The organism is Paraburkholderia sp., assembly GCF_024281035.1.
In the GTDB taxonomy this organism is placed as follows: domain Bacteria; phylum Pseudomonadota; class Gammaproteobacteria; order Burkholderiales; family Burkholderiaceae; genus Paraburkholderia.
On record NZ_JAMXLH010000022.1, the window covers coordinates 147,152 to 167,012 of the forward strand.

Here is a 19,861-nt window from a genome sequence, read left to right on the forward strand (position 1 = left end):
GCAGCAAGCGGCGGCAAGCGGCGGCAAACCACAGCAAGCGCGACGTGCATGCGGGACGGAATCGAGTTAGTGATTCTCCGCCGTTTCGTCCGCAGACGCACGCACCGCGTGCTGCGACACTGGACTCGGACTGGTAGCACTATCGCCCCCCGAATCTCCATGGTTTGCTGCGATGATCGAAAAAATAGCCCATCAGACATGATGGGCCGACGCGATCCCGTGATCGCTCCGAACACAGACGGAATTGTTGGCTACGCGATATTTAACGGGGCGCTTGACGTGCTCACGGCGCGTTAGCCAGCGTGAGTTGTGTGTGATGGCATTGCGAAACGAACCGGGGCGGGATTGCACGCTGGCGATCTGCCTTCGCGCTCGTCGATCCACGTCATTGCCCACTGGTGCGCACACCGGATCGCCGGTTCCTCGCTTTCAAACCAGGCGATATCGTGCTCGATGTGCATTTCAGGCTCCTCGCCGCCATTCGACGAATTCGACGAGGCGCGAATGAGGCGCGCGTGTGCGAAGTAAATTCCAGCGGAGCGATCCGGCGTCGCATCAATGATCCAGCCACCGTACTCGTACAGCATGATGACCTCCGATACTGCGGTTCAAACGGGACGTAATTTTCAGTCTCGCGCGTTGAACTCGCCGGGTTGGGCGTCCTCGGCGAGCGGGCGACACACGAGAACTGTGCCGCCACTATTGTTATAGCCGCTGGCACGCGGTCGCGTGGGCCGCACTGTGATGGATGTCCGAATCGCATCGTGGATTCAACCAGTCGATGCAACACTGGACGCTGCGCGAGATGCGCCGTTCGAGGGTGTATCGACGCTTACGCATCGTCGGTGCCGGGTAACGTGACGAACTTGCCGGCATGATTGTTCTTTGAGGGGGTTGTCATCGTGTCGCCGAGTTTCGCCACGAGAAATTCGGCGAAAACCGCTACGGCGGGCGGCACCGGCGGGCGGCTCGTATATACGAGCTGGAGGCCGGACTCAGCGCTGGCGCGCCGCCACGTCGACAGAACGCGTGCCAGCTTTCCCTGCGCGATGGCGGGTTCAACGATGAGCTGCGGCAGCAGTGCAATGCCCAGTTCGGCCACACAAGCCTGCGCCAGCACGCGCATGTCGTTGACCGCAAACCGGCTGTTGATCGTCACGTCCTGACTACCGCGAGGACCTTGCAGACGCCACGTGCTGCGACCCTGGCGCGTGGAAATCGTCAGGCAATCGTGTTCGGCGAGTTCCCGCAGCGTGCGTGGTGGCGGGCGCCGCTCCAGGTAGGCCGGACTTGCCGCGAGAATCATTGCGCTCGGAGCCAGCCGGCGCACCCTGAAGCCGCTACCGGTCTCGACGCCCATGCGCAGCGCCAGATCGACGCGTTCGGCGATCAGATCGGACGGCGTATCGTCAAGCAGGAAATCGACGCTGATGTGTGGATAGAGCGCGTAGAACTCGACCAGCCATTCCATGCGAAAGAATTCGAACAGGCCGGCCATCGCAGTGATGCGAACCGAGCCCGATGGTGCGTGTTCGTCTGCATGGAGCCGCCCGATTTCGAGGATCTGGTCGATCGCCGGGGCATAGCGCTCGAACAGCGTCTGACCTTCCGTGCTCGTCGCGAGCTTGCGTGTGGAGCGATGCAGCAGACGTGTGCCGAGTTGTCCTTCGAGTTGATCGATGCGTCGGCTCAGCGTGTTGGCCGGCATGTGCAGACGCCGCGCCGCCTCGGAGAAGCTGCCCGCGCGGACGACCTGGACAAACATCGCGAGATCATTCAGGTCGAGCACGATATCTCTCCAAAAATGGATCAATACGATCCGACTTTACCGTCTAGTGTGAAGCCATTTTAATCACCATACTGCAGATGTCAGCAGTCGGTGTTTCATCTAATACGCCCTCACGCACACCAGGTTCGTTCGCGCGAGAGGCGGCGCCGCCGCAGCCAGACCATTATTGGAGAGTCATCATGTCGAACACCCCGAAGCTTATCGCCGTCGTCGGCGCAACGGGTCAGCAAGGCGGCGCCGTCGTGCGTGCGCTGCAGGCGAGCGGTCAATTCAAAGTGCGTGCGTTGACGCGCAAGCCGGAGAGATATCCGGAACCTGGCGTTGAAGTGGCGCTGGCGGATTTCAATCGTCCTGAAACGCTTGAAGCCGCATTCGCCGGAGCGTACGGCGCTTTCCTCGTGACCGATGCCTGGGAGGCGGGTGCGGACGAACCGCGGCAGGCGCTTGCCGCCGTCAAGGCGGCGAAAGATGCGGGCGTGCAGCACCTGATCTGGTCGACGCTTCCGAACGTGGAAACGATCAGCCACGGCAAGATCAATGTCCCGCATTTCACGGGTAAAGCAAAGATTGAGCGTGCCGTGAGCGAGGCCGGATTTGTCCACCATACCTTTGTGATTGCATCGTTCTATTATCAAAATCTGATCGGTGCAATGGCTCCGCAGAAGCAGGAGGATGGAACCGCGGTCTGGGCGCTGCCACTCGATCCCGAGCGGCGCGTCATCCACATGGGCGACATCAATGAACTCGGTCGCATCGTGGCGGGGGCGTTCGCCCAGCCGGAGCTCGCGGGGCACGGTGAACACTTGCCACTGGTCGGCGATTTCCTGAGCTTCAACGAGATTGTCGATACCTTGAATCGTCAAGGAAACAACTTCTCGTTCAAGCAAGTTCCCGCTGAGGTTTTTGCTGGCTGGTTCCCGGGCGCCGACGGCATCGCGGCGATGCTCGCGTACTTCGAAGCGCACACGTATCTCGGCTCGGATTCGCATGACGCGATCGCGCTCGCCAATAGAGTCGCCGGTCAACAGCCGACGAAGTTTGCCACATGGGCGAAAGCGAATTTCGCGCTTCCGGCGGCCGTCTGAATACGTCCCACGCGAACGAGCTAATACGAGCCAATGCCATGAGCCGGATTCCTGCGCACACTGTCGAGGACGCGCCGCATGCGTCGCGTCCGCTCCTGCAACAGATTGCCCAATCTTCGCCGACTGGACGTCCCCTGAATGTGCATGCCCAGATGGCGCACGCCCCCGCAGTGCTGGCAGCGTATGCATCGCTGCGTGCAGTGATTTCCGGGCATGGCACGTTCGATTCAAAAGTGGGTTGGGCGCTCAATCTCGCAACTGCGGGCGTAGTCGGGAACGAGTACATGATTGGCATCGCCAGTCGATTCTCCCGCGCAAGCGGTTGGACCGAAGCACAGATCACCGCGCTAAGAACGGGTGCGGCGTCAGGCGACGTCCGCATCGACGCGCTGACCCGCGTGGTCAGGGAAGCGACGGCGAATTCGGGAAACGTTAGCGAGGCCGCATGGGAGGCCGCTAAACAGGCAGGCTGGAGCGATGAGCAACTGACCGAGGCATTTGCGTTCCTGGGGCTCACGGTGTTCAGCGGATATTTCCTCAACTTTGCGCAGACGGATGCAGATATCTGATCCGCTCCCTCATTTACGGCACGTCAAATACCTGGAGAACACCTCATGAATACCGCTTTCCAATCTCCGCCTATTCACGATGTCAGTGCTGGCCGACATGTCGTCTTTCGCACGCGTGGACATGCGCACGGGCCGATCGTACGGCTGGTGAGTCCCGCGGACATCGGCGAGATGATCAAGCCATTCGTATTTCTCGATCTTCTCGATACACGAGATGAAATTGGCCAACCCGGTTTTGGCTGGCATCCGCATTCGGGCATCGCTACCTTGACCCTGGCGATGGAAGGTCAAGGCCACTATGTCGAATCCACCGGCCACGAAGGGACGATGTCTGCGGGAGACATCGAATGGATGAGCGCCGGTCGCGGCGTCTGGCATTCTGGTTCCGTGGCTCCCCCGATCAAGGCCTTTCAACTCTGGGTCGCGTTGCCGCCAGAGCGTGAACTGGCGAGCGCGTTTAGCCAACATCTTCCGGTTAGCGAAATCCCGTTGGATGGTCCGGCGCGCGTTCTGCTCGGCAGCAACGGCGAGGCGGTCAGCCCGATCGATGCGCCTCCGGGCTTGAACTATTTCGTTGTGGAACTCAAGAGCGGCCAGCGCTGGACCTATCAGCCGCCGCAAGGCTATCGGGTCGGCTGGATCGCAGTGATGGACGGCAGCCTTTCTACGCCTGATCCGGTCAATCAAGGTGAGCTGGCCGTATTCGATCCGTCCGATGCGGCGATCGAATTCGAAGCGGTGACCGATGCTCGCTTTGTTCTCGGTACGGCAATCCCGCATCCGCACGAACTCCACCTCGGCAATTACTCGGTGCACACCAGCCCGGCAGCGCTGATCGAGGGCGAGCACGAAATCGCGCGAATCGGTCGCGAGCTGCGCGCGAAGGGCGTGATGCGTTGATCCGCGGTATCGTACTTTGATGCTGTTCCACTCAATCGGAGTGTATCGTGACTGTCATTTCCGTCATCATTGGCAGCGTTCGTCAGGGGCGATTCGCCGAGAAACCCGCGCGCTGGATTTTCGATCATCTGACGAAGCGTGAAGGCATCGATGCGCACCTGCTCGACCTCAGGGACTATCCGATGCCGTTCTTCGATGCCCCCGCTCCGCCCGCGATGCCGGGTCGCCCGGCATACGAGCACGAGGTCGTGAAACGCTGGACGCAGGCGATCGAAGCGTCCGATGGTTTTATCGTCGTTTCACCGGAATACAATCACGGGCCATCTGCGGTTCTGAAAAACGCTATCGACTGGGTCTATCCGGAATGGAACCGTAAGGCGATTACCTTTATCGGCTACGGAAGTGTCGGCGGCGCGCGCGCCATCGAGCAATTGCGTGAAATTGCGGTTGAAATGCAGCTTGCGCCGATCCGGTCGGCGGTCCACATTCCGGCTGCGACGCTATACGCGCATTTTCGCGGCCAGAACGTTACGGCGCAGCTGGCCGAACTGGATTCGGCGGCCGAACGAATGATCGACGATCTGCTGTGGTGGGCGAATGCGCTGAAGATCGCGCGGGCAGGTCGATGAACTCGGCACGCCGCGCGTATTGTCAGGTCGATAGACGCGGCTACTCATCAGCGTGCTACCGGCTTCGACCATTCAGAGCATTGAGCAGAAAATCTGCCGCCGAAATGCCGCTGTGTGCCGCGCCTTCCGTTGTCGGTACGCTCAGATAGTCACCGGCAAGCACGACGCGTTGCATGGATGTGCATGATGCGCGGTAAGCGGCAATGGCGCGGCTGCGGCCGACGGGAGAAAGCGGTTCAGCCTGCGGCCATCGGTTGATGTGCACGAAGCTGAGATACTGACGCGCAGCCGGAACGTAGCGTTCCAGCTCAGGCAGCACTTCGCTCAGGACGGCATCCTCGCTGGCGTTTACAAGCCGCTTCCCCGCCTCGCCATCGAGCATCACATTCAGCAATTCGCCTTGTGGAACCAGAGACGGCGACTTATGGGATTCGATACCGATGGCGGCAATCCGCTTGCGCTCGTTGCGCGGAATCAGAACGCCGTAGATGTCATCGGGTATTTTGTTTTCTCCGAGCCCATCACGAAAAGCAATGCCAAGATTGAGGGTCGAGCTGTAATGGGTATCGAGGAGCGCTTTCAGGAGCGGCGTTTCGGGAGGGCAGAGTTGCCGGGCAACGGGCGCAGTCGTGGCAATAATGACGCGGTCGGCTTCGAGCAAACCACGAGAGGTTTCGATGATCGCCCGATCGGCCTTGTGGTGTACCGATAGCGCCTGAGTGTTCAGCCGGACATCAAGCCTCGCAGCGAGGGCACCGGTCAGGCTGCCCATTCCTTGATTGAGTGCGATGGTTCGACAGCGCCGTGCGCCAAAGGAATTCATCCACGCCGGCAGGGCTCGGGAATTCTCTTCCGGCGCCTGAAAATAGAAGCCCTGCAGCATCGGCTCAAGCAGGTATTCCACCACCTCGCGTCCGTAGCGTTTTATCAGCCAGCTCGCAGCCTCGGCGTCATCCCACTCGTGCCATGCGGAGTAATCGTTGAGTGGCAGTGCCTTTGATCGACGAGCGTCCAACCCGGAATGCCAGCCAAGACGTAACAGATCGCGCCATTTCAGCAGGCCGCTACTTGCGAGCGTGGCGGGCGCGCGACTGTGAACGCGGCGGATCTTCCCATCACGCACGATTCCCGACCACGGCGAGCAAGTCTTCAGGGAATCGAACAGATCGACATCGCGTAGCAGTTCAGGAATGATTTCATAACCGGTGGAAAGAAACTGCGCACCACGGTCGATGCGGTAGCCTTCACGGACCGCAGTGCTCATGCGTCCTCCTGCATGATCGCAGGCTTCGAGCACCGTCACAGCGACACCAGCACGCGACAGCCGATGCGCTGCGGCCAGTCCGGCGATACCGGCTCCAATAACAACTACGGAAGGGCTCACGTATGGCGTCTCACTTGTTTTTGTGACCGATCATCGTCGGATGGGTGCGCCAATTGTCGACGAAGTGGACGTTGACGTCGACTGACCGTTCATGTCTGCGGCACGCCTTATGATTGAGCGCAGTGATCGGAGCGGCCGCTTATGCGAAGAACATGGAATCGCATGCGAAGCTCTCGCTTCGCTCCGAACGTGTTGCTATTGGCGAATACAACGCGCGCTCCAGGCGGCCGACCGATCACAGCGCCGAGCGCTTGCGCTGCAGGAAACGGCGCACGGCCGGATCGCGCTCAAGGCCAATCGCGAGATCGTACGCGTGAAGCGCTTCGACCGTCGCACCGGCACGCGCTAGCAGATCGGCACGCGCGGCCCAATAGGGCTGATAATCCGCCAGACGCGGATCGTCCGCATAAGGCGCAAGCGCCTCGAGCGCCGCCTGCGCGCCGTCCCGTTCCGCCAGCGCGAGCGCGCGGTTCACGGCAACGACCGGTGACGCCGCTATCGTGAGCAGCGCATCGTAGAGCTGCACGATTTCGTCCCAGTTCGGGCGACGCGTCCGGCAGCGGTATATATGTGCCGACTGCAGCGCAGCCTCCAGTTGAAAGCGTCCGATTGCGTTGAGCGCGTTCGCGCGCCGCAGCAGTGCGTCGGCTGCGTCGATCATTGCTGCGTTCCAGCTTGCCGGATCCTGCGCGGACAACGGCACGTATTCACCGGCCGCATCACGCCGCGCATTGCGCCGTGACTGCGCATACAGCATGAGCGCGAGCAGACCAAGCGTCTCTGGTTCCTCGGGTAGCAATTCGACAAGCAGTTGCGCGAGAAACAATGCCTCGTCGGCGAGGTCGCGACGCTCGGCATCGCCGCCGACCGGGTCGGTCCACCCTTCCGCATACGCTGCATAGACCGCTTCCAGCACAGCATCGAGGCGCTCGGGCAACGCCTCGCGCTCGGGAACGCTAAACGGAATGCCCGCCTCGCGGATCTTGTTCTTCGCGCGCACAAGGCGCTTGCTCATGGCGGCGGGTGACATCAGGAAAGCGGACGCAATTGCCTTTGCTTCGAGGCCCAGCACCACCTGCAGCATCAACGGCGTGCGAATCGTCGCGTCGAGCGCCGGGTGCGTGCATGCGAACAGCAACGCAAGCCGCCGGTCGGGCAATGCGCCTGGCTCGTGCGAATCGATCTCGTCGGCAAGGATCGCAAGCTGGTTTGCCACTTCGTCGCCGATACGACGATGCCGCGCGCCGTCGATTGCCCGGCGGCGCGCCACCGTCATCAGCCACGCTTCAGGATTCGCAGGGCAGCCGCGGACGGGCCAATCCGCGAGCGCGGCCGAAAACGCATCGGACAACGCGTCCTCGGCCGCGGCGACGTCGCGCGTGCGCATGGCCAGCAGCGCGACGAGCTTGCCGTAACTGCGGCGAGCGACCGCCTCGGCAACCGAATGCGCGGCGTCACCGCCGGACGTATTCATGCAACGGACGGTGCCTCGCCCGGGGCCGTCCACACCGGGCGCACCTCCAGCACGCCGTGCCCGGCGCCTGGACAACGCGAGGCCCACGTGATCGCCGCGTCGAGGTTGGGCACGTCGATCAGGTAATAGCCAGCGAGTTGCTCCTTCGAATCGGAATACGGTCCGTCGAGCACTTGCGGCTTGCCGTCGACGAGACGCACCGTGGTGGCCGCACTCGTGTGCTGCAGCCGGTTGGCGCCGACCAGCGCCTGCGCTTTTTGCAACGACTCGGTGTACGCCTGATACGCCGCGACGCCTTGCTGGCGCTCGCTATCGGTCATCTGATTCCAGCGGTCTTCTTGCGAGTAGATCATCAGCAGGTATTGCATGTGAACCTCCGTCATGGGGATGAGGCGGCTGAAAAACATCGGGGCCGCCATCACAATGACGCGCGGGCCGCCTGTTGATGGACAGGCCGCGCCGAAAAATTTCTCGGAAGAGGGGGCGCGCCTTGTTCGCTTTCCGCCGTTTTCCACGATGCAGGAATGTGCCGAAGCAGGAAGCTGCGCATGGAATACGAGCGAACATCTTATGCCCACATGTGTAATGGCGTCCGCGAGCGTTCACTCATGTAAGCGCTTCGCTATTACCCGGTTTATCGCAAGGAGAACCGGCATTCATTACGGGAAGGTTGTGAGCGACGAAGTAAAGACGACCCATCGGAAGACGATAGCGGCGCTCGATGTAAATATCATGCCCTCACGCAAGGCTCATCAGTAACTCGGTGCTGTCCCTGGCTGAGGGCGCAGCATCAGATAGAAGGCGGTAACGTGCGTAATGGTGAGCAAAGGCACGTAGATGACTGGAATCGCGTACGTGGCGCCCAACTCGCCTGCCATGGCCGGAAGACCGGCCTGTATCGCATGGTAGTAGTCCAGGATGAGGTCGGTCGCTCCCACGACATTGAACGCTACGACGAACAGCCAGAAGAGCGGACGTATGCGTGCCGTAAGCAGCGCGAGTATTGCCAGCACGCCAGTCAGGAAATCGCCGTATGCAGCGAACACGGCGAAACTTGCAGGAAGCTGGGGACTGACGACGCCCGGCATGATGAAGGCGAGTCCGAAGAAGCGGAAGCTGTGCAACGTGGCGATTGCGCGTTGCGCGTCGAACGGGTCCATCGCCTTGAGCCTTGGCCAGACGTATACGTTGAAGCACAGCAGCCAGGCGACGTAGCCCAGAACGAGATGCAACTGGAAAATGCGCTCCGGTGACATGTTGCCTCCTTTCGGCTGGTGTCGCGCGTATGGAAGAAAAGGGAAGGAATCATCGGGCGCGTAGCCTGATCAGTTGCCGCAGTGACAGTGCGTGCAACAGGATCGAGCCTGGCACCACGAAAGCGGGCGTCAGCACGTACGGATAAGCGCCGGCGTTTATGCCGGGCACAGCCGGAACGATCAACTGGAATCGTCCGGGCGCGGTGACCAGTCCCAACGTAATCGCGACGGCGAAATCGGCGAGGCCGAAGAGGTTCCAGGCAATCGCCGCCTTGCGCCCTTGCGCTGTCCCGCTCGCCACGGCAATGGCCGCAGGCAGGGCGAAGAGGCCGGTCAGCACATCGCCCGTTCCCGCCGGTAATGCGAACACGCCGGGCAATCCGCCATGCAGCCAAGCAGCGAGCGCCCAACCGCCGAACACGCGATAAAGCTGAATCGCCACGAGCCAGGCTGGAGGCATCGCGTCGAGCAATTTGCCCACTCGCTTTGAACGCAGCAACAACGGCGCGCCTATAAGCACCGGCAGGAAGATCGCCAGCGGCAGCAACGGTAACGGTGGCGGTGTGACGTCAAGGTGAAAGGCGCCCTGAATCGCCGCGCTCCAGACGATTGCGAACCAGAGCGTGTGGGGAATGACGATTGCAAGCCAGGTCGTGCGGCGTTGGCCTGTCGTCAGGTCCGTGTTGGCGAGGCCGAGCCACAATCCCAGCGCGATGAACACCTGGGCCACCAACTGGTGCGCAGTGGTTTGAAAACCGCTGGCCGGAATAATCGGTTGCCAGTAGATCAGTGCAATCCACAGTAACGTCAGCGGAGCGAACCAATACAGGCTGCGCCAGGCGGGGCGCGGAAAAGCGATGCCAGCAGAGATCGGCGAGGCGTTCATCAGCGGTTCTCCTCATTGAGGTGCCAGGTGTAACATCGATTCCCGCGAGCGACTATTCCTCACAATGTTGACGGGCCATGAAGCAGAACTTCACAGTCAGACAGGGTGCGCTCGACGGCGTGGAGGTGTTTCTGAGCGTTGCCCGGCATCGCAGTTTTCGCAAGGCAGCCGCGGAACTCGGGGTGACGCCGTCCGCGGTCAGTCAGGCGGTGCACGCCCTCGAAGCGCGCATTGGCGCCGCGTTGTTCATCCGCACCACGCGCAGCGTCGGCCTGAGTGAAGCGGGCGAGCGCTTTCTTTCGCGCGCCAAACCCGCATTCGAGGAACTCGTCGCCGCCAGCGAAGTGGCGCGCGGGCTCGGCCAGCGGCCGGCCGGATTGCTGCGTCTCGCAGTGCCGCGCGCGATCGTCCCGATCCTGCTGGAGCCGCTGATCGCATCGTTTTGCAAGGCCAATCCCGAGATCGAGGTGGAGATCGCAGCAAGCGAGAAGCTGGTCGATCTCGCGGCGGAAGGATTCGACGCAGGCATCCGGCTCGGTCAGTTCATTTCGCCCGACATGGTTGCTGTACCGTTGACGCCGCCGTTTCGTTTAATCGTTATCGGCAGTCCTGCTTATTTCGCAGAGCACAGCCAGCCGATGCACACAGACGATTTACGTCAGCACGCATGCTTGCGATGGCGGCGCTCTACCGGCGTGCTCGCTCCGTGGTCATTCGACGACCACGGAAACACGATCGAGATCGCAGTATCGGGACCATTCATCGCCAGCGATTTCCCGACGTTGCTGGGTGCGGCAATGGAGGGCATGGGACTTGCGCAATTACCCGAGCCGATGGTCGCAGAGAGGGTGAAGGCGGGAAAGCTGCTGCACGTACTGGACGCGTATGCGCCTGTGATGCCGGGCGTGTCGCTCTACTATCCGGGTCACCGGCAGATCATGCCGAAGCTGCGTGCGTTCATCGATCATGTGAAGAGCCGTCGTGCAGCCGATGGCAAGCTCCGCGTGCGAGATGATGCGAAGCGGTCCGAGTAGCAGGACAAGCGTGATTTGTGCGAATTCCCGGCGCGATGGAATAAGTGTTCTGTCACCTCGACAGCAAACGTTCGGGCACGCGATGTGCGGCACCTCTGCATCGCAATGCGTGCAAGGAGCCCGCCGACATGATGTTGTGGAAGAACTGCCTCGCTGCGGCGCTGTCCGTAGCTGCTGCCGCGTTCGTGGCCGCGAACGCGCAGACGCAGGTGCAGGGTGTGGTGCAGCCCGCGATTCCGGCCTCGCAACCGGTGGTGCACGCCGTTCCTCTGAATCCCCCCGAGTCGGCTCGACGGCCAGCTCCGCAGTCAGCTCAAAGAGCGGCGCCACAGTCTGCTCAAAAGCCTGCAATAGCGTCAGTTGAAAAGCGCGCTGAAAAACCGGTTCATAAGCCTGCGCGCAGGCGTGTCCATGGACCCGCTTATAAGGCCGCTCCGGTGCGCACGGTGCAGGAAACACCGCCGATACTCCCGGCGCCGCTGCCCTATGCGCAGCCAGCGCCAACACCGCAGCCGTACGCAGCATCAGCGCCATCGCCGCAGCCGTATGCGCAGCCAGCGCCAATGCCGCAGCCGTACGCAGCGTCCGCGCCTACACCGCAGCCGTATGCAGAACCAGCGCCAGAACCAACGCTAACACCGCAGCCGTACGCACAACCCGCCGCGCAGCCTGTCGTCAACTGGACGCTGCAGGTGATCCGCGACGGTCAGCAAGTCGACTCGTTTGGCGGCACGACCACGGTTGGCCAGGCGAGGACCAACGAGCATCACAACGTCGTCACGCATAACGTCGGCTGCAAGAACCAGCCCGCGGGCGATATCGACCTGCAGCGCACGATAACTGTCGCACCGCTGCGTGCAGGCCCGGCAGTGACCGTTCTCGCAATCCAGGCGCGGGAAACGGTCGAAAGCGACACCACGCTTAAAACCCCGGGAGGCTGTGCGCTGCCGCCGCAGCCGAGCGAGGTGCACGCGAACCATCCAGGACTGGTCGTGCCCGCTGGTCAATGGGTCGACTGGCAGATCGTCAGCCAGGATCCTTCACTGCAGTACCGGGTGCGCGCGAGCCTCGAGCCGTCGTCCGCGCAGCCTTGAGATGTTTATAAGCGTTCGGAATTTCTGCCGCGGAACCAGTTAAATCTGTTGAACGCGGCATCCAGTTTGCTCGCACCTCGCGAAAATGCGCGCAACACTTTATCGCGCGCATCGGTGCGTTATGAAACTCGATCAAGCGCGTTCGGCGCCGCCCGTGCGGTCGAAAATCTCCAGACCCCAGCAAATCGGAAGACAAACTCGTGCACTCGCCCCGCACCGTGTGCGAGGCGCCATGGAAAAAGGTGGAGTACGCAATCTTGTGAACGCCAACGGATCACGTTGATCGCTGGTCCTTCGCGGCTGCATCGGATGCGTTAGCGCCCGGCAGCGAGCCGAACATGTGCTGGCTGCATTTCGCTTCGTGCCATGCCGCTTTGAGCTTGATCCCCGATAGCATGCGGCGCACGACGGGAACAATCTGTTCACCGGCCAGAATGCCGAGCAGGCCCGCGAGCGCAACGATGGGCGGGGCCGGCGACTGCACGCCGACCGCGAAGTAAACAATGCCCGCAAGCAGGCCGGCGAGAAACGAAGAAATATACGCTTTCATGTTGCGAGTCCCGTGGACCGCCAACCGGCGACTGACACTGCGCAGCGAATTTGTTGGAAGCGTATCGGGTTTTCCGAAATAAGGAAAGCGTAATTGAGACGCCGAGGCAATGCAATTTTCAGAATCGAATAAATTCCATGTCCTGGGTGTTCTTTCGCCAGTTTTCCGTATTAAATGTCTATGGCTGGATAGCCCTTTTCCCCCGCACGAAGGACGTCGAGATCCTCACGGTCATGCCGGCGAGGCGGGATCTTTTTCGTCGTATCAAAAGGAGATGTACGTCATGAGCAATCCGAAGCTTGAAGTACTCACTCCACAGAACAGCCAGCTCATCATCATCGATCAGCAGCCTCAGATGGCCTTCGGTGTTCAGTCGATAGACCGTCAGGTGCTCAAGAATAATGTCGTTGCGCTCGCCAAGGCCGCGAAGGTGTTCAAGATTCCGACCACCATCACGACGGTCGAATCGGAAAGCTTCTCAGGGTTCACGTATCCAGAACTGCTTGACGTGTTCCCGGGCCAGAAGCTGCTCGAACGCACCTCGATGAACTCGTGGGACGATCAAAAGGTGCGTGATGCGCTCGCTGCGAATGGCCGCAAAAAAGTGGTCGTATCGGGCTTGTGGACGGAAGTCTGCAATACGACGTTTGCGCTCTGCGCGATGCTGGAAGGCGGCTACGAAATTTACATGGTTGCGGACGCATCGGGTGGCACGTCGAAGGACGCGCATGACTTCGCGATGCAGCGCATGACCCAGGCGGGCGTCGTGCCGGTTACGTGGCAGCAGGTCATGCTCGAATGGCAGCGCGACTGGGCGCGCCGCGACACCTACGACGAAATCATGGCAATTGCGAAGGAGCACTCGGGCGCCTATGGCATGGGCATCGACTACGCGTACACCATGGTCCACAAGGCTGCACAGCGCACGGCCACGCCGCATGAGGCGCTGCCGGCCGTGCCGGCGAAGTGAGCGCGCCGTGCGGCGTGTCCTGCGGATCCGGCCCGGCCTGGACAAATGCTCTGCACGGGTGAACGTGTCTGCATGCGGTCTGCCGTTCGGCGCTCAGCCCTCGGACTTTGCCCACGGCGCGTTCGCGAGATGCTCTACGAGAATCTCGAGCAGCGCGGTGACGCGTGCGCTGCGCAAGGCGCCCGGTGGCGTAATGAGGTTGACATTGATGTCGGCAATCTGCCAGCCGCACATGACGAGTTCGAGTTCGCCGCGCTGCAGGGCGTCCCATACCAGGAACTCGGGCTGAAGGGCGAGGCCATGACCGGCGATCAGCGACGGAAGAAGCATGTCGGCGTTATTCGAGCGCACGCGCCCGCGCACGGGCACCGCATATTCTTCGTCCGATGTCATGCTGCGAAAGCGCCAGAATTCCGGGTTCGGCAGGCCCGTGTCGGTCAGGTTCGTATGCCGTTCGAGATCGTGCGGATGGGTCGGCCGCCCGTGCCGATTGAGGTAGGCAGGCGACGCGACAAGACGCCGGCGCACGGCGCACAGGCGGCGCGAACACAGCGAGGAGTCGCTCAGGTCGTCCACGCGAATCGCCACATCGAAGCCGCCTGTCACGATATCGATCGGATGGTCGGTGAGCACGAGATCGACGTCGACACTCGGGTAGCGCTCGAGAAACGCGGGAAGCAGCGGTGCGAGGTGCTGCAAACCGAACGACGTGGAGGCGTTCACGCGCACGACGCCGTGCGGTTCGAGCGCGAGAGCGGATGCCTCGCTTTCGAAGACTTCTGCGTCGGCAAGCAGTTGCACCGCCCGGTCGCGCAGCAACTCGCCGGTCGGCGTGAGCGAGAGCTTTCGCGTCGTACGGTACAGCAGCATCGTGCCGAGGCGTTGTTCGAGATGGGCAATCGCCTTGGAGACCGTGGGCTGCGATATACCGAGCAGGTCCGCCGCTTTCGCAAACGAGCCGGTCTCGGTGACACGTGCAAAGATGGCCCAGGCTTCGAGATCAGGAAGGTTTCGTATTTCGGAAATGGAATCGACGAACGTCTCGTATACCAGCTCAGGCGATGAAGGCGGACCCAATGCGACCGCGGGAGGTGCGGAAAAACCCGGGGCGCGAACCGGGATGCAATGACCTGCATTCTAATCTTTCGGAGCGATCGACCACATGGAGCCGTATCTCGTTTCACTGGGTGCAGGCGTGCTGATCGGCGTGATTTACAGCGTGATCAAGGTCCGCTCGCCCGCACCGCCGCTCGTTGCCCTCATCGGCTTGCTGGGCATGGTGATTGGCGTAGAGGTCGTCCCGGCCCTGCGGCAGTGGCTTGGGCTTTGATCGTGCCGGGCGTCGTGAGCAGACAGAGAGAGCAAACGCAGTGATCGAAGTCAGCGAAGCAAGGAGCGCACATGAGCACAACCGGCAATCAGCCCGACCTGATTCTTCGTAATGGAAGGTTTACGACACTGGATCCTTCGAAACCGGCCGCTACGGCAGTGGCGATCGCGTATGGCCGCTTCGTCGCGGTCGGCAGCGACGCCGAGGTCATGCCGCTCGCGGGCGGCGCCACCAAGGTCGTCGATCTCGGCGGCCGCCCTGTGTTGCCCGGTCTGATCGACAACCACTTGCATCTGATTCGCGGCGGACTTAACTACAACATGGAGTTGCGCTGGGACGGCGTGCGCTCGCTTGCCGTTGCCATGGAGATGCTCAAGCAGCAGGTCGCAATCACGCCCGCGCCGCAATGGGTGCGGGTGGTCGGCGGTTTCACCGAACACCAGTTCGTCGAGAAACGGCTGCCGACCATCGAAGAGCTCAACGCAGCGGCGCCCGATACGCCGGTCTTTATCCTGCACCTGTATGACCGCGCGCTGCTCAACGCGGCCGCGCTGCGCGTGGTGGGCTATACGAAGGACACGCCGGAGCCGCCGGGAGGCAAGATCCTGCGCGACGACGCGGGCGAACCCACCGGCCTGCTGCTCGCGAACCCCAATGCTGCGATTCTCTACGCCACGCTCGCGAAAGGTCCGAAGCTGCCGCCCGAGTATCAATACAACTCGACGCGCCATTTCATGCGCGAACTCAACCGGTTGGGCGTGACCGGCGCAATCGACGCGGGCGGCGGCTCGCAGAATTTCCCGGAGGACTATGAGGTCATTCGCAAGTTGCACGACGCGGGCGAAATGACGATCCGCATTGCGTACAACCTTTTCACACAGAAGCCGAAGGCCGAGAAGGAAGACTTTCTGAACTGGACTCGCGCGGTCAAATATCACGACGGCACGGATTACTTCCGCCATAACGGCGGCGGTGAGATGCTCGTGTTCTCGGCAGCAGACTTTGAGGACTTCCGTGTGGCGCGTCCGGAACTTCCGCCCGGAATGGAGGGCGAACTCGAAGAGGTGGTGCGCGTGCTCGCGCAGAACCGCTGGCCGTGGCGGCTGCACGCTACGTATGACGAAACCATCGCCCGTGCGCTCGATGTGTTCGAGAAGATCGACAAGGACATCCCGCTTGCAGGACTCAACTGGTTCTTCGATCACGCGGAAACGGTTTCCGAACGTTCGATGGATCGCATTGCGGCGCTGGGCGGCGGCATCGCGGTGCAGCATCGCATGGCCTACCAGGGCGAGTACTTCGTCGAGCGTTACGGAGCTCAGGCTGCGGAAGCCACACCGCCTGTGGCGAAGATGCTCGCGAAAGGCATCAAGGTTTCTGCAGGCACCGACGCGACCCGCGTGGCGTCATACAACCCGTGGGTATCGCTCGCTTGGCTCGTGAGCGGAAAGACGGTTGCAGGCTTGCGGATGTATCCGCAGCGCAATCTGCTCGATCGCGAGACGGCCTTGCGCATGTGGACGGAATACGTGACGTGGTTCTCGAACGAGGAGGGCAAGAAAGGCCGCATCGCGGTGGGGCAGCTTGCGGACCTGATGGTGCCGGACCGCGATTACTTCGCCTGCGCCGAGGACGATATCGCCGACACGACAGCGTTGCTGACCGTGGTTGGCGGCCGCATCGTGTGGGGTGCGGGCCCGTTCTCGCAGTACGACGCGCCGATTCCGCCAGCGATGCCGGACTGGTCGCCGGTGCGCCGCTATGGCGGCTTCGGCGCCTGGGGGGCGAAGCAACGCGAGGGCGCGCCGTTGCAGCGCGTCGCGACGGCGGCATGCGGCTGCGCCCGCGCGTGCGGCGTGCATGGCCATGCGCACGCGTGGAGCAGCACATCGCCGGTAGCGGATGCGAAGGCGTTCTGGGGCGTGTTCGGTTGCTCCTGCTGGGCGATCTGAGATGTCGGCGCTGAGCGGCGGCAGCAACCCTGCGTGGATCCGGGCGTTCCTTGCGCAGCCGTGGGTTGCGCCGCTCGCGCGCCTCGCGCTCGTATCGGCCTTCCTGATCGGTGGCGTGTACAAGGCGTTGAACTTCGGGAGCGCGATCGCGGAGCAGGCGCATTTCGGCCTGCATCCACCTGCGCTCTGGGCGGCGCTGGCGGTCGTCGTCGAGATCGGCGGGTCGCTGTGTGTGGTATTTCGTCGTTTTACGTGGATCGGCGCGGGCGGGCTCGGTTTGCTGACCCTTGTCGCGATGCTGGTGGCCAACGATTTCTGGAATCAGACCGGCACGGCGCGCTTCATGGCGCTCAACAGCTTTTTCGAGCACCTCGGGCTGATCGCGGCACTCGTGCTCGCAACCATGCTAGGCGATGCGGATAGTGGGGCTCGCAACAATCGCGGCCGATCGATCGGACCGTAAGTTCAAACAACAGGGACATCCCGTCATGAGAACAATTCGCACTGTATTGCTCGCCCTGACGATCGCAGGCGCTCTGGGTGGCGCGCCGGTTTCGTTTGCGAAACCGCCGGTAGCAGCCGCCGTTCTTGCGCCGACGCTCGCAGTCGGTCCGCAATACGACACGACGCATGTGTACGTCGCACCCGAAGATTTCGACCGCTTCACCGACAGCTTCGTCGCGACGTTTGGCGGCAGCAAGTCGAAACAGGGCGTATTTCAGGTTACGCCCACGCCGAGTCAGACGATGTCGCAACTCGTCTTCACGCCCTCGGGAACGATTTCCGTGTTTGGCTTCAAGACGCCCATTCCCTGGCCCTTCGGCGCCGAGCGCACGGGCTATCTCGTGACCGACATGGACACGGCCATGAAGGTGGCGCGCCAGCACGGCGCGGATGTGATCGTCGACACGTTTCCCGATCCGATTGGTCGCGACGCGGTCGTCTCGTGGGCCGGCGGCGTCAAGATGCAGCTCTACTGGCATACGCAGGCACCGCATTACGATCCGTTGGAGAGGATTCCAGAGAATCGCGTCTACGTTTCGCCGTCCAGCTTGCATAAATTCGTTCACGACTTCGTGAAATTCTCGAATGGCAAGGTGGTGTCCGATGTGCCCAATGCACCCGGTATCGAAGTCGGACAGCCGGATGGCACCTATCGGCGCGTGCGCATCGAGTCCGGATTCGGCAAGATCACCGTGCTCGTGACGAATGGCCATCTGCCTTACCCGTTCGGGCGGGAGATGACCGGCTATGAAGTCGCGGATCTGGCGGCGACGCTGGATAAGGCGAAGGCCGCGGGTGTGACCGTGCTCGTGCCGCCGTTTACTTCAGACGGACGCAATGCCGCGATCGTTCAGTTCCCGGGCGGCTACATCGCCGAGATCCACGGCAACGTCGCGAAATGAAGTCCGAGGACACCATTCTTTCCGCGATTGCGGGCTTCGTCGATACGCTGAGTTTCGTTGCGCTGTTCGGGCTTTTCACCGCCCACGTAACGGGCAACTTCGTGTTGATCGGCGCGGGCGTGGCAGGCTTCGGACGCGGCGTGCTGCTCAAGCTCATCGTGTTTCCCGCGTTCGTCGGCGGGGTGGTCGTCAGCAGTCTGCTGATCCGATCGTTGTCTGAACAACATGAGCGCCAGGGCGCGCGCCTGCTTCACGCGGTGCAGGCCGTGCTCATGTTCGGCTATTGCTTCGCCGGCGTTTGGGCAACGCCCGTCACCCAGCCAGAAAGCCTGGCGGTCACGGTGGCGGGGATCGTCGGCGCGTTCGCAATGGGCGTGCAGAATGCGCATCCGAAGCTCATCAAACGACCCGGTGTGCCGAATACCGTGATGACCGGCAACGTCACACAAGCGATTCTCGACGCGGTCGACATGCTTTCGCCCGACACGGCCGAGACCGTGCGTGAAGCCGCACGTGCACGATTCGCGATGATGATGCCCGCCATCGTTGCATTTGCGATCGGAGCGATCGCCGGGGCACTCGGCTACCGCTATGCGGGATTCTGGGCGCTGCTCGCGCCAGCGTGCGCACTCGTTGCGCTTGCATTGACCACGGGAGAGCACGAGCGCGCGGCCACGCCTGGGCACGCATGACGGTATGGAAGACGGGGGAACGGACTCGATCCCGCCCGCCGCATGAAGATGCGGGCGCACATAACCACAAGCGGACAATGGCGAGGAACACCATGGTGCCGACTGCAATGCGTGGGCGTCCGCTGGGAAGGGCCGCGGGCGTCACGGCTTTCGCGGGGTTGTTGCTGTCCGGCGCCGATGCGGCGTTCGCGCAGATGCTCGCGCAGCCGGCGGCTGGCGTGAGCGTCGCGGCCGATGCGACCTCAGGCGCAACGGCGGCCGCCACGACGTCGAGCGCCACGTGCGATGCCAAACGGCCCGCCGTGCTGTTCAATCGCTGGCAGGAAGACTGGTCGGTGCTCGCGAATCCATGCGTTCCGCGCCAGCCCCTCGACAGCCTCAAGTACATTCCGCTCGGCGGCGACCCTGCGTCGTATCTGTCGCTCGGTGTGAACCTGCGCGAGCGCCTCGAAAGCAGTAACGCGCCGCTGTTCGGCATCGGCACCCAGTCGGATACGTATCTGATCCAGCGCATCGAGGTTCATGCGGATGCGCACCTTGCCAAACACTGGCAGTTCTTCGTGCAATTCGCGGATGCGCGTGCGTTCGGCAAGAATATGGTCACGCCGGTCGACAAGAACCCGCTCGATCTGGAGCAGGCGTTTGTCACGTACACGGGTGCGCTGGGTGGCGGTACGTTCAAGTTCCGCGTGGGCCGCCAGGAAATGGCATTCGACCTCCAGCGCTTCATTTCCGTGCGCGACGGCCCGAATGTGCGCCAGGCCTATGACGCGATCTGGGCCGACTACGAATACCGGAAGTGGCGCTTTATCGCCTATGCGACGCAGCCGGTCCAGAACCGCTTCGCGACCGTGTTCGACG

The 19,861-nt window shown here is 62.1% G+C and carries 21 protein-coding genes and 1 pseudogene; 13 read left to right on the forward strand and 9 right to left on the reverse strand.

Annotated features, from left to right (window positions below; translation table 11 throughout):
* Positions 1–293: 293 nt before the first annotated feature.
* The gene (locus Q0L30_RS06855; protein WP_296652968.1) at positions 294–587 is read right to left on the reverse strand and encodes a hypothetical protein; all 294 of its coding nucleotides are present in this window, start codon (positions 585–587) and stop codon (positions 294–296) included.
* A gap of 245 nt (positions 588–832) precedes the next feature.
* A complete protein-coding gene (locus Q0L30_RS06860; protein ID WP_296652971.1) occupies positions 833–1,789 on the reverse strand; it encodes a LysR family transcriptional regulator in 957 nt (318 codons plus the stop codon).
* A 179-nt stretch (positions 1,790–1,968) separates the two neighbouring features.
* Here Q0L30_RS06860 and Q0L30_RS06865 point away from each other — a divergent pair, with 179 nt between their 5' ends.
* From Q0L30_RS06865 to Q0L30_RS06880, 4 genes are read left to right on the forward strand one after another with little or no spacing between them, the layout of a single operon-like run.
* A complete protein-coding gene (locus Q0L30_RS06865) occupies positions 1,969–2,874 on the forward strand; it encodes an NmrA/HSCARG family protein (RefSeq protein WP_296652974.1) in 906 nt (301 codons plus the stop codon).
* Between the two features lie 38 nt (positions 2,875–2,912).
* Entirely contained in the window at positions 2,913–3,443 is a 531-nt protein-coding gene (locus tag Q0L30_RS06870; protein ID WP_296652977.1) for a hypothetical protein, read from the forward strand.
* Positions 3,444–3,488: 45 nt separating this feature from the next.
* A complete protein-coding gene (locus tag Q0L30_RS06875) occupies positions 3,489–4,343 on the forward strand; it encodes a pirin family protein (protein ID WP_296652979.1) in 855 nt (284 codons plus the stop codon).
* Between the two features lie 47 nt (positions 4,344–4,390).
* Positions 4,391–4,972 (forward strand): NADPH-dependent FMN reductase, encoded by a 582-nt coding sequence (locus tag Q0L30_RS06880; protein WP_296652982.1) that lies wholly within the window; start codon positions 4,391–4,393, stop codon positions 4,970–4,972.
* A gap of 55 nt (positions 4,973–5,027) precedes the next feature.
* Here Q0L30_RS06880 and Q0L30_RS06885 read toward each other — a convergent pair whose 3' ends face one another.
* From Q0L30_RS06885 to Q0L30_RS06905, 5 genes are all read right to left on the reverse strand, one after another.
* A complete protein-coding gene (locus tag Q0L30_RS06885) occupies positions 5,028–6,356 on the reverse strand; it encodes an NAD(P)/FAD-dependent oxidoreductase (RefSeq protein WP_296652985.1) in 1,329 nt (442 codons plus the stop codon).
* Positions 6,357–6,591: 235 nt separating this feature from the next.
* Positions 6,592–7,830, reverse strand: coding sequence for a DUF6596 domain-containing protein (locus tag Q0L30_RS06890; RefSeq protein WP_296652987.1), 1,239 nt, complete (start codon positions 7,828–7,830; stop codon positions 6,592–6,594).
* A complete protein-coding gene (locus tag Q0L30_RS06895) occupies positions 7,827–8,198 on the reverse strand; it encodes a YciI family protein (RefSeq protein WP_296652989.1) in 372 nt (123 codons plus the stop codon). Before Q0L30_RS06895 ends, Q0L30_RS06890 begins: the two co-directional genes overlap by 4 nt.
* A 384-nt stretch (positions 8,199–8,582) precedes the next feature.
* Positions 8,583–9,086: a hypothetical protein gene (locus Q0L30_RS06900; RefSeq protein ID WP_296652991.1), complete on the reverse strand. Its 504-nt coding sequence runs from the start codon at positions 9,084–9,086 to the stop codon at positions 8,583–8,585.
* Positions 9,087–9,135: 49 nt separating this feature from the next.
* Positions 9,136–9,972, reverse strand: a complete 837-nt coding sequence (locus Q0L30_RS06905; protein ID WP_296652994.1) for an MFS transporter — start codon at positions 9,970–9,972, stop codon at positions 9,136–9,138.
* A gap of 77 nt (positions 9,973–10,049) precedes the next feature.
* On the opposite strand from Q0L30_RS06905, the gene Q0L30_RS06910 reads away from it, so the two are divergent.
* Together Q0L30_RS06910 and Q0L30_RS06915 are read left to right on the forward strand one after the other, a co-directional pair.
* Positions 10,050–11,006, forward strand: a complete 957-nt coding sequence (locus Q0L30_RS06910) for a LysR family transcriptional regulator (protein ID WP_296652997.1) — start codon at positions 10,050–10,052, stop codon at positions 11,004–11,006.
* A 662-nt stretch (positions 11,007–11,668) separates the two neighbouring features.
* Positions 11,669–12,100 (forward strand): annotated as a pseudogene (locus Q0L30_RS06915) (hypothetical protein); the annotation flags it as partial.
* A gap of 274 nt (positions 12,101–12,374) precedes the next feature.
* On the opposite strand, the gene Q0L30_RS06920 reads toward Q0L30_RS06915, so the two are convergent.
* Positions 12,375–12,650 carry a XapX domain-containing protein gene (locus Q0L30_RS06920; protein WP_296653001.1) on the reverse strand — a complete coding sequence of 92 codons (276 nt, stop codon included), beginning with the start codon at positions 12,648–12,650 and terminating at the stop codon, positions 12,375–12,377.
* Positions 12,651–12,933: 283 nt separating this feature from the next.
* Between Q0L30_RS06920 and Q0L30_RS06925 the strand changes: the two genes are divergently transcribed.
* Positions 12,934–13,620: a hydrolase gene (locus Q0L30_RS06925; protein ID WP_296653004.1), complete on the forward strand. Its 687-nt coding sequence runs from the start codon at positions 12,934–12,936 to the stop codon at positions 13,618–13,620.
* A gap of 93 nt (positions 13,621–13,713) precedes the next feature.
* Here the strand turns inward: Q0L30_RS06925 and Q0L30_RS06930 are convergent, their stop codons facing one another.
* Positions 13,714–14,637, reverse strand: coding sequence for a LysR family transcriptional regulator (locus tag Q0L30_RS06930; RefSeq protein WP_296653042.1), 924 nt, complete (start codon positions 14,635–14,637; stop codon positions 13,714–13,716).
* 145 nt (positions 14,638–14,782) lie between these two features.
* Here Q0L30_RS06930 and Q0L30_RS06935 point away from each other — a divergent pair, with 145 nt between their 5' ends.
* The 6 genes from Q0L30_RS06935 to Q0L30_RS06960 all read left to right on the forward strand — a co-directional run.
* A complete protein-coding gene (locus tag Q0L30_RS06935) occupies positions 14,783–14,950 on the forward strand; it encodes a DUF1427 family protein (protein ID WP_296653006.1) in 168 nt (55 codons plus the stop codon).
* A gap of 71 nt (positions 14,951–15,021) precedes the next feature.
* Entirely contained in the window at positions 15,022–16,902 is a 1,881-nt protein-coding gene (locus Q0L30_RS06940; protein WP_296653009.1) for an amidohydrolase, read from the forward strand.
* Position 16,903: 1 nt separating this feature from the next.
* Entirely contained in the window at positions 16,904–17,365 is a 462-nt protein-coding gene (locus Q0L30_RS06945; RefSeq protein WP_296653012.1) for a DoxX family protein, read from the forward strand.
* A 25-nt stretch (positions 17,366–17,390) separates the two neighbouring features.
* Complete coding sequence (locus Q0L30_RS06950; protein ID WP_296653014.1) at positions 17,391–18,308, forward strand: glyoxalase; 918 nt, start codon at positions 17,391–17,393, stop codon at positions 18,306–18,308.
* Entirely contained in the window at positions 18,305–19,000 is a 696-nt protein-coding gene (locus Q0L30_RS06955) for a YoaK family protein (protein WP_296653017.1), read from the forward strand. The genes Q0L30_RS06950 and Q0L30_RS06955 overlap by 4 nt, the downstream gene beginning before the upstream one ends.
* A 77-nt stretch (positions 19,001–19,077) precedes the next feature.
* A partial coding sequence (locus Q0L30_RS06960; protein ID WP_296653022.1) for an alginate export family protein occupies positions 19,078–19,861 on the forward strand: 784 nt, incomplete at its 3' end.